The sequence below is a fragment of the Aquabacterium sp. genome (assembly GCF_016195855.1).
In the GTDB taxonomy this organism is placed as follows: Bacteria; Pseudomonadota; Gammaproteobacteria; order Burkholderiales; family Burkholderiaceae_C; genus Aquabacterium.
The window spans coordinates 209,716-228,003 of sequence record NZ_JACPYU010000002.1; the positions used below are offsets into that span (position 1 = coordinate 209,716).

16 protein-coding genes are annotated in these 18,288 nt (G+C 65.6%); 6 read left to right on the forward strand and 10 right to left on the reverse strand.

The annotated features are described in order from the left end of the window. The first annotated feature begins 209 nt into the window (after positions 1-209). Together HY019_RS01075 and HY019_RS01080 are read left to right on the forward strand one after the other, a co-directional pair. The gene (locus HY019_RS01075) at positions 210-698 is read left to right on the forward strand and encodes an RNA-binding protein (protein ID WP_290687659.1); all 489 of its coding nucleotides are present in this window, start codon (positions 210-212) and stop codon (positions 696-698) included. Positions 699-888: 190 nt separating this feature from the next. Beyond that, a complete protein-coding gene (locus tag HY019_RS01080; protein ID WP_290687661.1) occupies positions 889-1,386 on the forward strand; it encodes a hypothetical protein in 498 nt (165 codons plus the stop codon). Between the two features lie 41 nt (positions 1,387-1,427). On the opposite strand, the gene HY019_RS01085 is transcribed toward HY019_RS01080, so the two are convergent. From HY019_RS01085 to HY019_RS01100, 4 genes are read right to left on the reverse strand one after another with little or no spacing between them, the layout of a single operon-like run. Next, entirely contained in the window at positions 1,428-2,216 is a 789-nt protein-coding gene (locus tag HY019_RS01085) for an SDR family oxidoreductase (protein WP_363302045.1), read from the reverse strand. Further along, the gene (lptC, locus tag HY019_RS01090; RefSeq protein ID WP_290687663.1) at positions 2,213-2,830 is read right to left on the reverse strand and encodes an LPS export ABC transporter periplasmic protein LptC; all 618 of its coding nucleotides are present in this window, start codon (positions 2,828-2,830) and stop codon (positions 2,213-2,215) included. Before lptC ends, HY019_RS01085 begins: the two co-directional genes overlap by 4 nt. Continuing rightward, positions 2,827-3,414 (reverse strand): HAD hydrolase family protein, encoded by a 588-nt coding sequence (locus HY019_RS01095; protein WP_290687664.1) that lies wholly within the window; start codon positions 3,412-3,414, stop codon positions 2,827-2,829. Before HY019_RS01095 ends, lptC begins: the two co-directional genes overlap by 4 nt. Beyond that, positions 3,414-4,427: a KpsF/GutQ family sugar-phosphate isomerase gene (locus HY019_RS01100; RefSeq protein WP_290687666.1), complete on the reverse strand. Its 1,014-nt coding sequence runs from the start codon at positions 4,425-4,427 to the stop codon at positions 3,414-3,416. The genes HY019_RS01095 and HY019_RS01100 overlap by 1 nt, the downstream gene beginning before the upstream one ends. Positions 4,428-4,478: 51 nt before the next feature. Between HY019_RS01100 and HY019_RS01105 the strand changes: the two genes are divergently transcribed. Then, the gene (locus tag HY019_RS01105; RefSeq protein WP_290687668.1) at positions 4,479-6,494 is read left to right on the forward strand and encodes a monovalent cation:proton antiporter family protein; all 2,016 of its coding nucleotides are present in this window, start codon (positions 4,479-4,481) and stop codon (positions 6,492-6,494) included. A 117-nt stretch (positions 6,495-6,611) separates the two neighbouring features. Further along, complete coding sequence (locus HY019_RS01110; protein WP_290687670.1) at positions 6,612-10,736, forward strand: response regulator; 4,125 nt, start codon at positions 6,612-6,614, stop codon at positions 10,734-10,736. Positions 10,737-10,763: 27 nt separating this feature from the next. On the opposite strand, the gene HY019_RS01115 is transcribed toward HY019_RS01110, so the two are convergent. From HY019_RS01115 to mnmE, 3 genes are all read right to left on the reverse strand, one after another. Then, positions 10,764-11,828, reverse strand: coding sequence for an HD domain-containing phosphohydrolase (locus HY019_RS01115; RefSeq protein WP_290687672.1), 1,065 nt, complete (start codon positions 11,826-11,828; stop codon positions 10,764-10,766). Between the two features lie 75 nt (positions 11,829-11,903). After that, entirely contained in the window at positions 11,904-12,371 is a 468-nt protein-coding gene (locus HY019_RS01120) for a cyclic nucleotide-binding domain-containing protein (protein WP_290687673.1), read from the reverse strand. A 219-nt stretch (positions 12,372-12,590) separates the two neighbouring features. Next, the gene (gene mnmE, locus HY019_RS01125) at positions 12,591-14,021 is read right to left on the reverse strand and encodes a tRNA uridine-5-carboxymethylaminomethyl(34) synthesis GTPase MnmE (protein WP_290687674.1); all 1,431 of its coding nucleotides are present in this window, start codon (positions 14,019-14,021) and stop codon (positions 12,591-12,593) included. A 201-nt stretch (positions 14,022-14,222) separates the two neighbouring features. Between mnmE and HY019_RS01130 the strand changes: the two genes are divergently transcribed. After that, positions 14,223-15,209, forward strand: a complete 987-nt coding sequence (locus HY019_RS01130; RefSeq protein ID WP_290687676.1) for a sterol desaturase family protein — start codon at positions 14,223-14,225, stop codon at positions 15,207-15,209. Between the two features lie 110 nt (positions 15,210-15,319). After that, positions 15,320-15,451 (forward strand): hypothetical protein, encoded by a 132-nt coding sequence (locus HY019_RS01135; RefSeq protein WP_290687678.1) that lies wholly within the window; start codon positions 15,320-15,322, stop codon positions 15,449-15,451. Between the two features lie 190 nt (positions 15,452-15,641). Here HY019_RS01135 and yidC read toward each other — a convergent pair whose 3' ends face one another. The 3 genes from yidC to HY019_RS21500 are packed head-to-tail and all read right to left on the reverse strand — an operon-like array spanning position 15,642 to position 18,078. Then, the gene (gene yidC / locus HY019_RS01140) at positions 15,642-17,357 is read right to left on the reverse strand and encodes a membrane protein insertase YidC (protein WP_290687680.1); all 1,716 of its coding nucleotides are present in this window, start codon (positions 17,355-17,357) and stop codon (positions 15,642-15,644) included. Then, complete coding sequence (gene yidD / locus HY019_RS01145) at positions 17,354-17,650, reverse strand: membrane protein insertion efficiency factor YidD (protein ID WP_235333903.1); 297 nt, start codon at positions 17,648-17,650, stop codon at positions 17,354-17,356. Before yidD ends, yidC begins: the two co-directional genes overlap by 4 nt. Further along, positions 17,647-18,078 (reverse strand): ribonuclease P protein component, encoded by a 432-nt coding sequence (locus HY019_RS21500; RefSeq protein WP_363302051.1) that lies wholly within the window; start codon positions 18,076-18,078, stop codon positions 17,647-17,649. The genes yidD and HY019_RS21500 overlap by 4 nt, the downstream gene beginning before the upstream one ends. Positions 18,079-18,288: the final 210 nt, after the last annotated feature.

The window sequence follows — 18,288 nt, forward strand, 5'->3', positions numbered from 1 at the left end:
TAGGGGCTAGCCCCTAGGTAAATTTGAGGAAAGCGTGCAACACCGCATGCGGATGGTTGACAGCAGCGCTTAAATAAGGGTTGAAAACGCTGGATGAATGTGGCTGCTTCACCCATAATGTTCTCGTCTGTGTCTGGAAGCGGCACCGTCGTTGGAATGGGTCCTGATGGGTTGAAGCTCCACATGGTTACTTTGAAAGGGGCTCTCTCGTGGGCAACAAACTTTACGTGGGCAATCTCGCCTACAGTGTGCGCGATCAGGATCTGCAGGATGCTTTCTCGCAATATGGAGCCGTGAGCTCCGCCAAGGTCATGATGGACCGCGAAACCGGCCGCTCCAAGGGCTTCGGTTTTGTTGAAATGAGCAACGACGCAGAAGCGCAAGCTGCGATCAACGGCCTGAATGGTCAGCCTGTGGCTGGTCGCGCCGTGGTCGTGAACGAGGCTCGCCCCCGTGAAGAGCGTCCCGCTGGTTTCCGCAGCCCTTACGGCGGCGGTAACAGCGGTGGTGGCAATGGCGGCGGCGGCTTCGGCGGCGGTCGTCGCGAAGGCGGCGGCGGTGGCTACGGTGGTGGCGGCGGCGGCGGTCGTCGTGAAGGCGGCGGCGGTGGCTACGGCGGCGGTGGCCGTCGTGAAGGCGGTGGCGGCTACGGCGGTGGCCGTGGCGGCGACGGCGGCGGCTACGGCGGCGGCTACTAATCGGACAGCAACAGGCCTGAACCCCTCGGGCCTGACAAATTCCGAAGTACCAAGGAAGGCGATGCTACACGGCGTCGCCTTTTTTCATGGCCGAACCACGGACACAAGTGGACACGCCTGACCACCCTGGTGCGGGCACAATGTAAAGACGCGTGAGCGTTTTCCAGCTCACCCTTTGCAGGACCTGAACATGTCATCGCATCATTTCTCTCTTCGCCGCGCCCTTCGTCTCGGCCTTTCCGCCCTCGGACTGGCGGCCCTGACCAGCCAGGGTGCCTGGGCAGGCTCCACCAATGTCGGCGTCAGCGTCAGCGTGGCCCAACCCGGTTTTTATGGCCGTGTCGACATCGGCGACCAGCAACCCACGCTGATCTACCCCCAGCCGGTCATCATCCAGCAGGTTCCGGTGGCCGTTCACCAGCGCCCTATCTACATGCGTGTGCCCCCCGGCCACTCCAAGAACTGGGCACGCTATTGCGCGCAGTACCGCGCATGCGGGCAACCGGTTTATTTCGTGCGCGACGACGATCGCCGTGATGGCTGGAGCCGCGGCGGTGACCGTGATGACCGCCGAGACTGGGACCGCCGTGATGACGATCGCCGCGACCGTCGGGGTGATGACCGTGACGACGACCGTGGCCGCGGTCATGGCAATGGTCACGGCCACGGTCATGGCAAAGGCCACTGACCTTCACGCCTGAGCCAGCTGGCTCAAGCACCGCGCCGCACTCATGTGCGGCGTTGCTTTTTGCGGTGCTGCTGTGAGCCGGCCACGGCGTCGAAGAACCAGCGTGGCAGCCAGCGCAGGATGGTGGTCACCACCGCCATGGGCCAGGGGATGACCCGCCAGCGCACGCCACGCTCGATGGCCCTGAAAGCCTCATCGGCAAAGTCTTCGGCCTTCATCAGGAAGGGCATGGGGTAGGTATTGGGCCGCGTCATGGGCGTGTCGATGTAGCCCGGCACCAGGGTCACGACCCGGATGCCATGGCCGCGCAACTCGCCCCGCAAGGTCTCGCACATCTGCACGACGGCGGCCTTGGCGGCGCAATAGCCGGCGTGCCCGGGCATGCCCCGGATGGCCGCCACACTGGCCATGCCCACCAGGATGCCGTGCCCACGCCGCTTCATCGGCTCGATGAAAGGCTGGAAGGTGGCGGCCAGGCCGATGACGTTGGTGTCCATCAGGTCGCGCAGCACGGGCAGGTCTTCGGCCAGGCTCAGGTCAACGCCCACGCTGATGCCGGCATTGGCGACCACCACGTCGGGCAGGCCTTGCGATTGCAGGCAGGCTTGCGCGGCGGCAGCAACGGCGGCCTCATGGCGCACATCCGCCTCGTAAACCGCCCACTGCTCGGCGGGCCAGCCCTGTGCCATGGCCCACTGCCGCATGTCGGTCACGCGCCGGGCCACCAGTGCCACACGCCAGCCGGCCGAGACATAACGCGCGGCCAGTGCCTGGCCAATGCCACTGGAGGCCCCCGTGATGAACACCAGCCTGGTGCCGGGCTCCATCATCGTGAGGGCACCTCGTACTGCCCGTGCACACGGCCACCGAGGTCGGTGATGCCGGTGCGATCGTCGTAGCGCATGGTCTGGGCGCGCACTTCACTGCCTTGTTGTTGCAGCAAGACGGGCTGATCGGCCGTGACCACGCGGGTGCGCGTGTCGATGCGCAGGCCCTCACCCGTGAAGTGAGCGGGCGCGGCGCGCAAGCCGGTGCCGGGATCGGTGGCGGGCAAGGCCGTGACCTTGGCGCCACCGCTGAGCGTCACCACCTCGGCCTTGCGATCGGCGTCGCCGCGCTGCGATACCGCACGCAGCCCTTGCCCTTTTTCATCGCGGGCCGACAGGGTCAGCTGGTCGATCTGCAGGCGATCGGCATCGGGGAAGTGCCGCATGGTCTGGCCATCGAGCACGGCCTCGATGCGGCCTTGTGCATCAAAGCGGGCCACGCGGGCTTTGTTCAACTCGAAGTCGGGCACGGACGCGGCCAGCGCGGGGCGCGCCGCACCGCCTTCTTTGGGCGACGATTGCACCAGCCACCAGGTGAAGCCTGCCAGGCCTGCAGCGGCCAGCAAGGGCAAGCTGGCCTGGGCCCGCTCCAGCAGCAACCACCAACGCTGGCTCATGCGCGCGCTCCCGCTGCGGTGGTGTCCAGCGTCTGCAAGTGGCCATGCAGCAGGCCATCGTATTTGCCGGTGGCCCACAAAAGCAGGTCACAGCATTCACGGGCCGCGCCCTCGCCACCGCGCAAGGCGCTCACGTGGTGGGCAATGGACTTGACCTCGGCATGGGCATTGGCCGGCGCCACCGCCAGCCCGGCGCGCACCATCAGGGGCAGATCGGGCCAGTCATCGCCCATCACGGCCAGCTGGTCCCAACGCAGGCCCATGGCCTCGCGCAGCGGCTCGGCCGCGGCCAGCTTGTCATGCGCGCCGAACACGGCATTCGTCACACCCAGGTCTTTCAGGCGCCGGCGCACCGCCGGTGAATCGCGCCCGGTGATGACGATGGGGGTGATGCCGCCTTGCGCCAGCAGCTTCAGGCCATGGCCATCCAGCGCGTGGAAGGCCTTGAGCGTTTCGCCCGCCTCGCTGATGTAGAGCGTGCCATCGGTCAGCACGCCGTCCACATCGAAGATAGCGGCGCGCACGCCCGTCGCATGGTGGCGCAGGGCGGCCGAGAAAGTCAGGGTCGAGACCAGGTTTCGCATCAGATCACCTTTGCCCGCATCAGGTCGTTCGTGTTGACGGCACCAACCAGCACCCCTTGGGCATCGACCACCAGCAGGGTCGTGATGCGGTGGGCTTCCATCAGGGACACGGCTTGCGCGGCCAGCACGTCATCGCGAATGGTACGCGGATTGGGCGTCATCATCTGTGCGGCATTGGTGGTGCGCAGGTCGATGCCCGCTTCGATCTTGCGGCGCAGGTCACCGTCGGTGAACACGCCCAGGATGCGGCCCGCCGCGTCGACCACCGCTGTCGAGCCCAGGCCCTTGGCGCTCATCTCGCGCATGACCTCGCCAAACGGCGCATCGGGTGGCACGCGCGGCACGGCATCGCCCGAGCGCATCACGTCGCGCAGATGGGTCAGCAGCTTGCGGCCCAGCGCACCGCCGGGGTGGGAGCGGGCAAAGTCCTCGGCCTTGAAGCCACGCAGCTCCAGCAGCACCACAGCCAGGGCGTCGCCCAGGGCCATCTGCGCGGTGGTGGAGGCGGTGGGCGCGAGGTTGAGCGGGCAGGCCTCTTGGGCCACAGCGCAGTCCAGCACGATGTCGGCATGGCGTGCCAGCGAGGAGCCCGGGCGGCCCGTCATGGCCAGCAGGCGCACGCCCAGGCGTTTGATGACGGGCAGCAAGGCCGTGAGCTCTTCGCTTTCGCCCGAGTTGGAGATGGCCAGCACCACATCACCGGGCTGGACCATGCCCAGATCGCCGTGGTGGGCTTCGGCCGGGTGCACGAACATGGCCGGTGTGCCGGTGGAAGCCAGCGTGGCCGTGATCTTGCGGCCCACATGGCCACTCTTGCCCATGCCCATCACGACCACGCGGCCCTGGCAGGCGAGCATGGTGTCCACCGCCTGCGTGAAAGCCTGGCCGGCCGGGCCTTGCAGACGCTCGCGCAAGTCCAGCAGCGCGCGCGCTTCGATGTCAAAGGCCTGCCGGGCCAGCGCCACGACGGCCTCTTGTTGAACGGCGTCTTGTTGATGTGAGGAGGCGGACATGGACAGGTCAGAAGTCAAGGGCGGGTACGATCGGGTGATTCTAGGGACTCTATGGCCACCACGCTCGATCTGACACTGCTGTATCTGTTTGCCGCCGTGATTGGTGTGGTCTTGTGCCGGCTGATGAAATTGCCCCCGATGCTGGGCTACCTGGCCGTGGGCGTGGTGATCGGGCCCAATGCCCTGGCGCTGGCCAAGGATTCGGCCGGCGTGCAGTACCTGGCCGAGTTCGGTGTGGTCTTCCTGATGTTCGTGATCGGGCTGGAGTTCAACCTGCCCAAGCTCAAGAGCATGCGCTCGCTGGTGTTCGGGCTGGGCTTCAGCCAGGTGGGCCTGACGGTCCTGGCCACCCTGGTCGGCCATGTGGCCCTCAATGCCATCCTGGCCTGGCTGGGCCACCATGGCGGCCTGCTGGGCTGGGGCATCAACTGGCAAAGCGCGGTGGCGCTCGGTGGTGCGCTGGCCATGAGCAGCACGGCCATCGTGGTCAAGATGATGGCCGACCGGCTGGAGCTGGAGAGCGAGCATGGGCGCCGCGTGATCGGCATCCTGCTGTTCCAGGATCTGGCCGTGGTGCCGCTGCTGGTGCTGATCCCCGCGCTGGGGGATTCGGCCTCCGAGATGACGCGCACCCTGGGCCTGGCCGCGCTCAAGGCCGGCGCCCTGCTGACGGTGCTGCTGGCCGGTGGCCAGAAGGTGATGCACTGGTGGCTGGACATGGTCGCGCGCCGCAAGAGCGAAGAGCTGTTCATGCTCAACCTGCTGCTGGTCACACTGGGCCTGGCCTGGTTGACCGAGCACTTCGGCCTGTCGCTGGCGCTGGGTGCCTTTGTGGCCGGCATGCTGATCGCCGAGACCGAATACAAGCACCAGGTGGAGACCGACATCCGCCCCTTCCATGACGTGCTGCTGGGCCTGTTCTTCATCACCATCGGCATGAAGCTGGACTGGCGCAGCCTGTATGAACAATGGGCCCTGGTGCTGCTGCTGGCCACCGGCCCGCTGCTGTTCAAGCTGGGCCTGATCACCACCCTGGCCAAGGTGTTCGGGGCCAGCACCGGCGTGGCGCTGCGCACGGGCCTGTACCTGGCCCAGGCCGGTGAGTTCGGCTTCGTGCTGCTGTCGCTGGCCACGGCCGAGCACCTCATCCCGCGTCAGGTCGAGAGTCCGTTGCTGGCGGCCATGGTGCTGTCCATGCTGGCCACACCGCTGATCATCATGTACAGCAACCGCATCGTGATGCGCGTGTCCTCGTCGGACTGGCTGATGCAGTCGCTGGCCATGACCAAGATCGCCACCAAGTCCATCAACACCGAGCGCCACGTGATCATCTGCGGCTACGGTCGCAGCGGCCAGAACCTGGCCCGTCTGCTGGAGCAGGAGCACATCCCTTATGTGGCACTGGACCTGGACCCCGACCGCGTGCAACAGGCCGCCGCCGCCGGACAGAACGTGTCCTTTGGTGACGCCACCCGGCTGCAGAGCCTGGTCGCTGCCGGCCTGTCGCGCGCCTCGGCCCTGGTCATCACTTATCCGGACACGCCCTCGGCCAAGAAAATCCTCAGCCTGGTGCGCGAACATGCGCCGGCTGTCCCGGTGGCCGTGCGCACCATCGACGATGCGCGGCTGGACGCCTTGCGCGCGGCCGGGGCCACCGTGGTGGTGCCCGAAGCCATCGAGGGCTCGCTCATGCTGGCCTCGCAGACCCTGGCCCTGGTGGGCGTGCCCATCCGCCGCGTGATCCGGCTGGTGCAGGACCAGCGGGTGGCGCGTTACGGCCTGCTGCGTGGCTACTTCCACGGCGCCGACGATGACAGCGTCGATGAGCTGGAGTTGCAGCGCCTGATGTCGGTCACGCTCACGGCCGACTCCGACTGCATCGGCCACCCCCTGAGTGCCAGCCTGGACCAGGAGGCCAGCGGGGTGGCCGTGGTCTCGGTGCGGCGAGCCGAGGGCAAGGTGGTCAACCCCGACGGGGCCATCATCTTGCATGTGGGCGACACCCTGGTGCTCTCCGGGCGCCCCCAGGACCTCTCCCGGGCAGAAAGCCTGTTGCTCAAAGGCTGAAAACCGCACGGATGACCGCATTGCCCCCCTAGGCTGAAGCCCCAAGACCGTGCACACTCGGTGGCCACTGTTTACCCGGGTAGGGTCCCGGGTATCGGCCACAGAGGAGCTTCCTGCATGGGCCCCGCGTCCACCGAGCCTCATCCACCACGCGATCAGCCCCAGGGCTACTTGGCCAGCCTCCGTGCCAACCCCCGTTTATGGCGGGCGGCGGTGGTCTGGACCGTGGTCATTGGTGGCCTGGGCGCCTGGATGATTCAGCGAGAGCTCACCGAGCACCGCCTGGATCAGCTCGAAAGCGCCCAGTTGCGGCTCAACAGCCTGCACGAAACCCTCAACGTCAGCTTCCAGCAATACGCGGCCCTGCCCCTGGCCTTGAGCCGCCAGACCGATGTCGTGCGCTTCCTGCACGAGGTCAAGGTCCCGGGCAGCGAAGGCCTGACCGAAGCCAGCCGCGAACGCGTGCGCGACGAACTCAGCCGCCTGCCAGCCGTGCGCAAGACCAGCCAGACCCTGCTGGACACCACGCACGACTTCCGGCTTGACCACCTGTTCATGATGGACCGTTACGGCACGGTACTGGCCGACGCGAGCATCGACACCACGACCAGCGCCATTGGCGGCAACTTCCGCACCCGCCGCTACTACATCGACGCCATTGAGAACGGGCATGGCTCGCAGTTCGCCGTAGGCCGCATCAACAAGATCCCCGGCTTCTACTTTTCGGCGCGGGTTGATGGCCCCGAAGGCACGGTCGGTGCCATCGTGGTCGCGCAGGAATCGGCCTCGCTCACACGCCTGTTCAACGACACCACCCACCAGCTCTTCGTCACCGACGAACACGGCGTGATGCTGATCGGCAACCAGGTCGACCAATTGCTGGGCCGCACCATGCTGCACGGCCCCGTCAGCCTGGACGAGGACAGCCTGCGGCGCAATTACCAGCGCATCCCCGCCGACCTGGGCTGGCGCATCGGCACGATGCACGTGGGCAGCCGCAACGTCACCGAGGTACAGCGCGCGGATGGCCGCTTCATGGCCCTGTCCAGCCCCCTGAACTACGGCAACCTCACCGCCTGGTCGCTGGTGCCCATCAGCGGTGAAGCCCCCATCATCGCGGGCTGGGGCACCGCCACGGCGCTGGCCCTGATCATGGGTTACTGGCTGATCACCATGCGCGCGCAGCGCCTGCAACGCCAGGCCGCCTTGCTGCGGGCCAAGCAGGAACTCAACGACATGGCCCACGCCCTGCCGCTGACGGTGTTCTGCTACCGGCAACCGGCACGCGGCCTGCCCTATTTCAGCTTCATCGGTGAAGGCGCCGAGCGCCTGCTGGGCGTCTCCCCCGAGACCTTGATGCAGGACCCCCACCTGCCCTGGCGACTGATGAACCAGAGCCCGGACCAGCCCGCCGACCAAACCACCATGACGCGCCCCCCCCTGAGCGCCGTCGAGTTCCCGCTCAACCTCAACGGCCTGCGCCGCTGGCTGCGTTGCGACAGCCAGTGCGTCACGCATGACGATGGCAGCCGCACCTACAACGGCTACTGGGCCGACGTCACGGCGCGCAAGGAAGTCGAAGCCCGCTCCCAGGCCGTCTTCACGCACGCCCCCTTTGCCTTCATCTTCTTCAATGATGACCAGGGCATCACGCGCTGCAACCCCAGCGCCGTGCAGCTGTTTGGTGGCGAGAGCGAGCAGGCCCTCAAAGGCCTGCAACCCAACAAGCCACCCCTGTCACCCGCCGGTTATGTGCAAGACGCCGAAGTGCGCGGCATCCCCCAGGAAGCCATTGCCAAAGGGCAGCACGTCACGATGGAGTGGCGTCACGCCCGGCTGGATGGCGAGGTCTTCGATGCCGAAGTCGTGCTCATCCCCTTTGAACACGACGGCCGCCGCCAGCTCTGCGCCATCATCCAGGACATCACCGCGCGCAAGCAGACCGAGGCCGCACTGCGCAACGCCAAGCAGGCATCGGAGGCCGCCACGCAGGCCAAGAGCCGCTTCCTGGCCAATATGTCGCACGAGATCCGCACCCCCATGAACGCCATCATGGGCATGACGCACCTGGCCTTGATGGACGAGCTGCCTGCCAAGGCGCGCAACTACGTGGAAAAGGCACACCGCTCGGCCAGCAACCTGCTGCAGATCCTCAACGACGTGCTGGATGTCTCCAAGATCGAATCGGGCAAGCTGGAGCTCGAATACACCGACTTCCAGCTCGAAAACGTCATCAGCCACATGGCAGATGTGCTGGGCATGCGCGCCGAAGAAAAGAACCTCGAGCTGCTGTTCACCGCCCCGCCCGACATCCCCACTTCCCTGATCGGCGACCCCATCCGCCTGGGCCAGATCCTCATCAACCTGGGCACCAACGCCATCAAGTTCACCAGCAAGGGCGAGGTGCTCATCGGCTGCGAAGTCCAGCGCATGGACCCGTCCGATGTGGTGCTGCACTTCTGGGTGCGCGACAGCGGCATCGGCATGAGCACCGAGCAGATCGAGCGCCTGTTCCAGCCCTTCACCCAGGCAGACAACTCCACCACGCGCCAGTACGGCGGCACCGGCCTGGGCCTGACCATCTCACGCCAGCTCGTGGAGATGATGAACGGCCGCATCTGGGTCAACAGCCAGCCTGGCAAGGGCTCGACCTTCCACTTCACCGCACGCTTTGGCCTGCAGACCCAGCCCGGCGCCCACCGCGCCCTGACCGCAGGCGAGCTGCAAGGCAAACGCCTGCTGCTGGTCGATGACAACGCCACTGCACGCGAGGTGCTGGGCGACATGGCCCGCAGACTGGGCCTGGATGTGGACACGGCCGAGAGCGGCGAACGGGCACTGGCCCACATGCACAAAGGCCTGGCCGATGGCCAGCCCCACCACATCCTGCTGACCGACTGGAAGATGCCCGGCATGGACGGCCTGGCCTTTGCGCGCCACGCCCTGTCCATCCCACCCGAGCAACGCCCCTGCGTGCTGCTGGTCACCGCCTTCGCCCGTGAAGAAGCCCTCAAGGCCGCCGATGGCGTGGGGCTGGCAGGCATCATCAACAAGCCCGTCACCCCCTCGACCCTGCTGGACAGCCTGTCGCGCGCCATGGGCCACGCCAGCGCCACCCCCATCGCGCCCGGCGGCACCAGCCGGGTGATCAAGCAGGCCCAGCGCCAGCTGGCCGGCGCCCGCGTGCTGCTGGTGGAAGACCAGCCCATGAACCAGGAGCTGGCCTGCGACCTGCTGCAACGTGCAGGCATGAGCGTGGTCACTGCCGCCAATGGCCAGGAATGCCTGGACAAGCTGGCCAAAGAAGGCCCCTTCGACGGCGTGCTGATGGACTGCCAGATGCCCGTGATGGACGGCTACACCGCCACCGAACGCATCCGCGCCCGGCCGGAGTGGCACGGCATGCCCGTGATCGCCATGACCGCCAGCGCCATGGCCGCCGACCGCGAGCGTGTGCTGGGCTGTGGCATGAACGACCACATCACCAAGCCGCTGGACCTGGGCCACATGTTCACCATCATGGCCCGCTGGATCAGCCCCTCGGCACCGGCCAGCGCCGCCTCCACGGCGTCCATGGGCACGGCCACCACCCGGGCCACCCCCGCCAGAGCCAGCCGGCCAACGCCCCACGAAGCCTCTCACAGCCTGCCCTCACTGGACACCGCAGACGGCCTGTCGCGCTGCATGGGCAACATGGACCTCTACCTGCGCCTGCTCAAAGGCTTTGCCAAGACCCAGCATGACTTTGCCGAGCAGTTCGCCGCCGCCCCCGATGAGGACGCGGCCCTGCTGATCACCCATACCCTCAAAGGCCTGGCCGGCAACATCGGCGCCACCGGGCTCCTTCACGACGTCACCCAACTGGAAGCCCTCATGCAGACCAAGATTGCGGATGAAACGACTGAACAGCATCGCGCCCAGGTGCACACCCAGCTCGCCAAGACGCTGGATGCCCTGCAAGCCGTGCTCGCCGATATCGACCGGCTCAACAAGCCCCGCACTGAAGTCACCGACCAGCACCAGGCCAGCCTGGACGACGGCGCCCTGCATCCCTTGTGGATCAGGCTGGGCCACCTGATCGAAGACAACGATGCCCAGTCGCGCGACATGCTGCACGACATGATGCAGGCCCGCACGGCGCTGCGCCAGCATCCACTGGTGCAGGCCCTGCAAAAGGCCCTGGAACGCTACGACTTCGAAGAAGCCGAGAAAGTGCTGCTGGGCCTCACGGCCCAGCGCTGAATCGGCATTGAACCGGCAGGCAGCCGATCAGCTCGCCATCTCGGCGACCGTGCCCCGCTCGTCGGCGTACAGGTCCATGATGCGCAGGATCTCGAACTGCTGCTGGAAGAAGCAATCCAGCAAGGTCGGGTCGAACGCACCACCCCGCTCCTCAGCCATCACGGCCAGGGCCTGCGAAGCGCTCATCGCTTCCTTGTAGGGCCGGCGGTTCATCAGGGCGTCGAACACATCGGCAATGGCCACGATGCGGCCAAACAGCGGGATCTGCTCGCCCTTGAGGCCTTGCGGGTAGCCTGCGCCATCCCAGCGCTCGTGGTGGGTCAACGCGATCGTGCGCGCCGTGGCCAGCAACTCGTTGTCGTGCTTGCCGATGATGTCGGCGCCGATCTGCGGGTGCTGGCGCACGATCTTGCGCTCTTCCGGGTTGAGCGGCCCCGGCTTGAGCAGGATCTGATCGGGCACCCCGATCTTGCCCACATCGTGCATGGCCGCCGTCTGGAACAGCAACTGCACCGACTCGGGCCCCAGGCCGGCTTGCTGCGCGACCAGGCGGGCAATGTGGCTCATGCGGATCACATGGTTGCCCGTCTCGTTGTCCTTGAACTCGGCAGCGCGGCCCAGGCGGCGGATGATCTGCTGGCGCGTGGCCACCAGCTCGCTGGTGCGCTGCGCCACCATGCGCTCCAGCTCGCGTGACTGGTCATACAGCGCCAGGTGCGTGCGCACGCGGGCCTGCACCAGCGGTGGGCTGATGGGCTTGGTGATGTAGTCCACCGCGCCCAGGCTCAGGCCCAGGCTCTCGTCCTCGACCGTGCTCATGGCCGTCACGAAGATGATGGGGATGCGGCGCCGATCCGGATTGGCCTTGATGCGCCGACACACCTCATGCCCGCTGAGGTCGGGCATCATGATGTCCAGCAGGATCAGATCGGGTGGATCTTCCGAATAGGCGATGGCCAGGGCCTTGTCGCCCGAGGTGGCCACCTTGATGCGGTAATCCTGTCCAAGCACCTTGGACAACAACTCGATGTTCTGAGGCGAATCATCCGCCACCAGAATGGTGGGCCTACGTAAACCCAGGCTCGCTGACATCCTGCATTACTCCGCTGGTCAATGTTCTTCTTATAGCTGGCACGGTAACCGAGACCAACCTGAAACCTGACGGCTTCAAGCTGCCGGAATCTGACGGGTCATGTTCGCGCGCATGCGCTGGGCCATGACCGAGCCCGCTGCCCTCACCACCTCCACGGCCACAGAGGGCACGCGAGCGGCGAGTTCTTCAAAACGCGGCAGGCGCAAGGCGTAGATCACGCACGGCGTCATGGCCTCGACATTGGCCATGCGTGGGCCGTCGGCAAACAGGCCTGGCTCGCCACAGATGGAGCCCGGCCGCAGGATCGCAATGCGCGATGCCCCCGGCGTGCCACCCGTGACAAACACCTGCAAGGAGCCTTGCCCCAGGAAATAGACCGTGCGGTCGTGGTCACCCTGTTTGACCAGCAGATCACCCGAACGCAGTTCATGGCGTGTCAGGTACTGGCAAAACGTCCGCCATTGCTGAGGATCCAGACGCGGACGGAATGCATCTTCCGTGTTGAGCGTCTGAATTGCCTGAATCAGTGCTGTGGAATCCATCGGTGCCTCAAGTTCGCTCGCTGTATCGGCGCCCTGCAGCGCGAGCTTATGAATTTAATCCATCAAGGCCTGGCAGTGGGCGCCTTTTCAAGCGAAGCGCCCTTTTTGTTGCCTGGTCATGACGTCTATTGGCTGCATATGGCCGGCATGCGGCCTGAATATCGTCTGTGGCGCGGCTGGGCAGTCATACCACGCCCTGTTTCGGCATGGCGCCTGGCCCTATTTGCCAATGCAAAAACGCGTGAATATTTCACCTAAAAGGTCGTCGGCAGAAAATGCACCGGTGATCGTGCCCAACGCGTTGTGCGCCAGGCGCAATTCCTCGGCCAGCAAATCCAGCGCGCCGTCGTTCAAGGCCGCATGCGCCTGCGCGCCCTGCAGGTGCTCGCGTGCCACCCGCAGCGCCTGCACATGGCGCTGGCGGGCGATGAACACCCCCTCCTGCGCGGCCTGCCAGCCAGCGATCTCCAGCAGCGTGTGGCGCAAGGCCTGCAGGCCCTCGCCCGTGCGCGCCGACAGCGCCAGCACGGGCCCACCCGGCTGCACCCCTGCCTGCACGGCAGGCGACAGGCTGCCCGCATCGGCCTTGTTGAACACATGCACCACCGGCACGCCCTCGGGCAGGCGCGTGGCGATCTGGGCATCGGCCTGGGCATAAGCCAGGTTGTCCACCCGCGTCAGGTCATGCAGGAAGAGCACGGCGTCGGCCTGCCCGATCGCCTCCCAGCTGCGCGCCATGCCGATGCGCTCGACCTCATCCGACGCCTCATGGTCGGCACGCAAGCCCGCCGTGTCGATCACATGCAGGGGCACGCCTTCGATCTGGATGGTCTCGCTGACCTTGTCGCGCGTGGTGCCCGCAATGGGCGTGACGATGGCCAGCTCGGCGCCGGCCAGCGCGTTGAGCAGCGAACTCTTGCCCGCGTTGGGCTGGCCGGCCAGCACCACCTGCAGGCCTTCGCGCAGCAAGGCACCCTGACGGGCCTGGCCCAGCACCTTGTCCAGCGTGGCCGCCACACGGTCGAGCTTGCCGCGGGCATCGGCCTTTTCCAGGAAGTCGATTTCTTCTTCCGGGAAGTCCAGCGTCGCCTCGACCAGCATGCGCAGGTTGATCAGCTGATCGCGCAGGGCCTCGATCTCCTTGGAGAACGCCCCGCCCAGCGAGCGGCTGGCCGAACGCGCCGCGGCCTCGGTACTGGCGTCGATCAGGTCGGCAATCGCCTCGGCCTGGGCCAGGTCGATCTTGTCATTGAGGAAGGCCCGCTGCGTGAACTCGCCCGGTTCGGCCAGCCGCAGGCCCGGCAAGCGCGCGCGACCGGTATCGGCGTCCAGCTCGGCCGCCACCTCCAGGCAGCGCGCCAGCAAGAGCTGCATCACCACCGGGCCGCCATGGCCCTGCAGCTCCAGCACGTCCTCGCCGGTGTAGCTGTGCGGGCCCGGGAAATACAGCGCCAGGCCGTGGTCCAGCGCTTCGCCATGGGCGTCCTTGAACGGCCCATAAGTGGCCATGCGCGGCTGCAGCTCACGCCCGCACAAGGCCTGCGCCAGCGGCATCAAGCCCCTGCCCGATACCCGCACGATGCCCACGGCACCGCGGCCAGACGCGGTGGCCACAGCCACGATGGGGACATTGCGCTCACGCCATGACATGCAAACAGACACCTTTCAACTTCAAAAACCAGCGCAAACCGGACGCGCACACCCTGACACCTCGCCCTGGCATTGCCTTGAATCAACAACTTGCCCCGATTGTCTCTTGCGAACACCCTCACCTGCGGGAGTTTGGGCACAAACCCCGTAGACGGCCTTGACGCGCGGCCATAACCTCGCTCCGCATTACGGGGTTCATTTATGTTGAAGCGTTTTTCAAGCTGGTTGTTTCTGTTTGGCTCGCTGGCACTGGGCATCTACACCGTGCTGCACTACGGTTTCGACCCGAACAAGATCTTCACCTACTTCCTGGCGCCCTACTACATCACCGCCACGGTGATGCAGTACATCTGGCCCGAGCAGCCCAACGATTTTGAAAAGGGCGAGGTGCTCAACGACTGGCTGCACAACGGCGTGCTGATGGCCATCACCGCCTTCCAGAACTTCTTCGTGCACACCCTGGTGGCCCTGACGGGATCGGGCCTGCTGTTCAAGTACGGCGTGCTGCCCGAGAGCATGGCGGCCCACAACCTGCCCTTCTGGGGCCAGGTCGCCATCGCCTACCTGACGTTCGACTTCATGTTCTACGTCACCCACCGCATGGGCCACGAGATCGACTTCTTCTGGCGCCTGCACAGCGTGCACCACTGCGCCCACCGCCTGAGCGTGCTCAACGCCAGCCGCGCCCACCCGCTGGACCTGATCTGGCGCCGCCTGCTGCCCATCTTCGTGACCTTCCAGACCGGCGTCAGCCAGGAGGCCTTCATCCTCAGTGGCGTGATCGGCAGCGTGCTGGCCACCATCACCCACATGAACGTGGCCTTCAGCTTCGGCCCGCTCAACTACATCATCGGCACCAACGAGCAGCACCGCTGGCACCACTCCAACATGATCGAAGAGGCCAAGAACTACAGCGTCTTCATGCTGTGGGACCACCTGTTCGGCACCTTCGTCTACCGCCCGCAAGGCCAGGTCAAGCCCGCGAAAATGGGCCTGTTCAACGAGCACTACTACCCCGTGCACGCCTACCTGGGCCAGTTCTTCATTCCCTGGAAGTGGAAGCAGATGAAAGCCCGGCAGGCCGCGCTCGAAGCGCAGCAGGGCGTCGGTGCCGTCCATGCCGAGCCTGCGCATGGGGGAGGCAGCCAGCCAGCAGCGGCGTCCAGCACCCTGGCACGCCCAGCCTGATCCTCCAATGGTGCATGTCCGGTTTCACAGCTTTGTCACCGGGCCGTTCGACACTGGCACCAATGTTGCATCGCACCATTGACTGATCGCGACATTGGAAAGATTGCACCATGCTGGACCTGATCAACGACTACCTCCAACTCGGCGTCGACAACGCCGGGGGCACCTCATCCGTCTGGCCGCTGGCCGTGGCCACCGCGCTGGTGGCCGCCATGATCCTCAAACGCCAATCCGACGACTGAATACGCGCAAGACAGAAGCGCTGGGCGGTCACCGCAGCGAAGTAAAGGAGGAGGGACGGGCTCCGCCCGGACCGGGGGACATGAGCGAAGGTGATCGCCCGGCGCTTCTGTCTTCCCTTCACCAGAGCCCCATAAAAAAGCCGCCTGGCATCACGCACAGGCGGCTTTTCTTTTGGGAGCAAGGCTCTGCTTACTTCGCCACACCCAGTTGCTTGTTGATCATCCACTGCTGGGCAATCGACAACACGTTGTTGGTCAGCCAGTACAGCACCAGGCCAGCAGGGAAGAAGAAGAACATCACGCTGAACAGCAGGGGCATGATCCACATCATCTTGGCCTGGACAGGGTCCGGCGGCGTGGGGTTCAGCCAGGTCTGCAGCAGCGTCGAAGCCGTCATCAGGGCAGGCAGCACGAAGAACGGGTCCTTGACCGACAGGTCGGTGATCCAGCCGATCCAAGGCGCGTTGCGGATCTCCACCGAGGACGACAGCACCGAGTACAAGGCGATGAACACGGGGATCTGGATCAGGATGGGCAGGCAGCCGCCAATCGGGTTGACCTTCTCTTCGCGGTAGATCTTCAGCATCTCCTGCTGCATCTTCTGCGGATCGTCCTTGAGGTTCTCACGCATGGTCTGGATGCGCGGGTTCAGCGCCTTCATCTTGGCCATCGAGCGGTAGGCGCTGGCGTTCAGCCAGTAGAAGGCCGCCTTGAGCAGCACCACCAGGGCCACGATCGCCCAGCCCCAGTTGCCAATCAGGCCATGGATCTTGTCGAGCAGCCAGAACAGCGGCGCGGCCATGATGTGGGTCCAGCCGTAGTCCTTGGTGTACTCCAGGCCAGGGGCCAGTTCCTTGAGCTTGTTCTCTTCCTGGGGGCCCACAAACAGCTTGGCATCCAGCGACTTGCTCTGGCCCGGTGCGATCTCGCCCAGCGGGAACAACATGCCGGTGGCATACAGATTGGTCGCGGCCTTCTGCACGAAGAACTCGCGGGTGATCTTGTCGTTTTGCAACCAGGCCGATGCAAAGTGGTGCTGCACCATGGCCACCCAGCCGTTGTCATCCACCTTCTCGAACTCGACCTTGCCTTCATCAATGTGCTTGAAGTCGGCCTTCTGGTACTTGCCCTTCTGGTTGAACACGGCCATGCCGGTGTAAGCCTGCGGGCCACCCATGAAGGCCGGGCCAGACGGCGCCTTCGGTGCCGAGCCATCACGCTGCAGCTGCACATACAGCTGGGGCTTGATCGCCGCGGCCGAGGCATTGACCACGTCCTGCTTCACGTCGATGGCGTAGTCACCGCGCTTGAAGGTATAGGTCTTGACCAGCTTGACGCCATTGACCGGTGCCGATTCCAGCTTGACCACCAGCTCCTTGGCGCCTTCAGCCAGATGGCGCTCGCTGCTGAGCACCGTGAACGGCGTCTTGTGCGTGGGCAGCTGGCCTTCGCCCGCATTGGTGCCGATCAGGCCGGACTGGGCCACATAGGTGTGCGTGGGCGACTGGTCCAGCACCACCATGTTGTGGCTGCGGTCGTCCTGGTCCTGGTGCTTGAGCAGCTCGACCTTGACCAGGCTGCCGCCCAGCGTGTCGATGGTCGCCTTGACCACATCCGTGGTGACAGTGACCTGCTCGCTTTGCGCCGGCGCGGTCGCCGCGGCAGCACCACTGGCTGCTGTAGCCTGGGCCGCTGCTGGTGCCGCCCCATTGGCTGCCCCATTGGCCACCAGCTGGGTACTGGCTTGCGGCACGGTGCCATCGGCACCAGAAGCCGCCGCCACCGTGGTGGCAGGCGCGGGCGAGAACATGGAAGGTTGGCCGGTATGACGCAGCCAGCCATCCCACAACATCAGCAGTGAGACGGCAAACACCGACCACAGCAGGGTGCGACGCAGATCATTCATGAGCGAGTTGAATCCGACGAAGGGTTGCAATAACGGGACAAGAGACCCGGCGCCACATCGGGCACCGGATCATGGCCACCCGGGCAGCCCGGGTGACAACGCAGCAGACGCCTGGCCGCCAGGTAAGAACCGGCAGCCGGGCCATGACGCTCAAGCGCCTGCAAGGCATATTGGGAACAAGTGGGTGTGAACCGGCAGGCCGAACCCAGCCAGGGGCTCAGAAAGAAACGGTAGCCACGCACCAGGCCGATCAGCACCGCATTGACGGCACGGCACAGCACAGCGCGCATCATGCCGCACCTCGGGAGTTGTCCGCCACGGGCGCGGGCGAATCCTTTGTAAAGCGGGCTCCCGAAGATGGAGAGACAGGCGCCGCCAGACGCAGCCACAGTTCGTCCAGCTCCTGGCGCACCAGGGCTTTCAAGGCGTCCGATGCGGCACTGGGAAACTGCTTTCGGTCAAACGGCGCACGCAGGCGCACCACCCAGCCATCGACCTCGTCACCATGGCGCCCCTGGGCCCACACAGCGGGCGCATGACGACGCAAGGCCTCGCGGGCCTGATGGCGGATCAGCGAACGGGTCACCGAGCGTTTTGCCTGTTTTTTAGGCAGCACCAAGCCCAGGCGCCAGGCCTGGCGGCCCGCCTCGGGGATCTCGGCGACAAAGTCATCCACAAGCACATCGGCCGCGCCACCCTCGCCTGTTGACAACTTGGTCAATTCGGTCAATTCAGCCTGGGCCGCCAAAACCGCCGAGGGCGCATCACCCGCGTGTTCGCCTGCCGGTTCACCCAGGTGAACAGGTGCCGGCGCCTGACGCGCAAGCACATGCAGGACAAAATGGGCCGTACGCGAGACCGGACGCGAGCCCAAAGCCCTCTGAAAATCAGCAGCTTTCAGACTCGGTGGACGCACGGTATGAGGGGAGTC

Coding starts and splice junctions, on each gene's coding strand:
- HY019_RS01080 (WP_290687661.1), top strand. CDS start 889: ATGTCATCGCATCATTTCTCTCTTCGCCGCGCCCTTCGTCTCGGCCTT.
- HY019_RS01085 (WP_363302045.1), bottom strand. CDS start 2,216: ATGATGGAGCCCGGCACCAGGCTGGTGTTCATCACGGGGGCCTCCAGT.
- lptC (WP_290687663.1), bottom strand. CDS start 2,830: ATGAGCCAGCGTTGGTGGTTGCTGCTGGAGCGGGCCCAGGCCAGCTTG.
- HY019_RS01095 (WP_290687664.1), bottom strand. CDS start 3,414: ATGCGAAACCTGGTCTCGACCCTGACTTTCTCGGCCGCCCTGCGCCAC.
- HY019_RS01100 (WP_290687666.1), bottom strand. CDS start 4,427: ATGTCCGCCTCCTCACATCAACAAGACGCCGTTCAACAAGAGGCCGTC.
- HY019_RS01105 (WP_290687668.1), top strand. CDS start 4,479: ATGGCCACCACGCTCGATCTGACACTGCTGTATCTGTTTGCCGCCGTG.
- HY019_RS01110 (WP_290687670.1), top strand. CDS start 6,612: ATGGGCCCCGCGTCCACCGAGCCTCATCCACCACGCGATCAGCCCCAG.
- HY019_RS01115 (WP_290687672.1), bottom strand. CDS start 11,828: ATGTCAGCGAGCCTGGGTTTACGTAGGCCCACCATTCTGGTGGCGGAT.
- HY019_RS01120 (WP_290687673.1), bottom strand. CDS start 12,371: ATGGATTCCACAGCACTGATTCAGGCAATTCAGACGCTCAACACGGAA.
- mnmE (WP_290687674.1), bottom strand. CDS start 14,021: ATGTCATGGCGTGAGCGCAATGTCCCCATCGTGGCTGTGGCCACCGCG.
- HY019_RS01130 (WP_290687676.1), top strand. CDS start 14,223: ATGTTGAAGCGTTTTTCAAGCTGGTTGTTTCTGTTTGGCTCGCTGGCA.
- HY019_RS01135 (WP_290687678.1), top strand. CDS start 15,320: ATGCTGGACCTGATCAACGACTACCTCCAACTCGGCGTCGACAACGCC.
- yidC (WP_290687680.1), bottom strand. CDS start 17,357: ATGAATGATCTGCGTCGCACCCTGCTGTGGTCGGTGTTTGCCGTCTCA.
- yidD (WP_235333903.1), bottom strand. CDS start 17,650: ATGATGCGCGCTGTGCTGTGCCGTGCCGTCAATGCGGTGCTGATCGGC.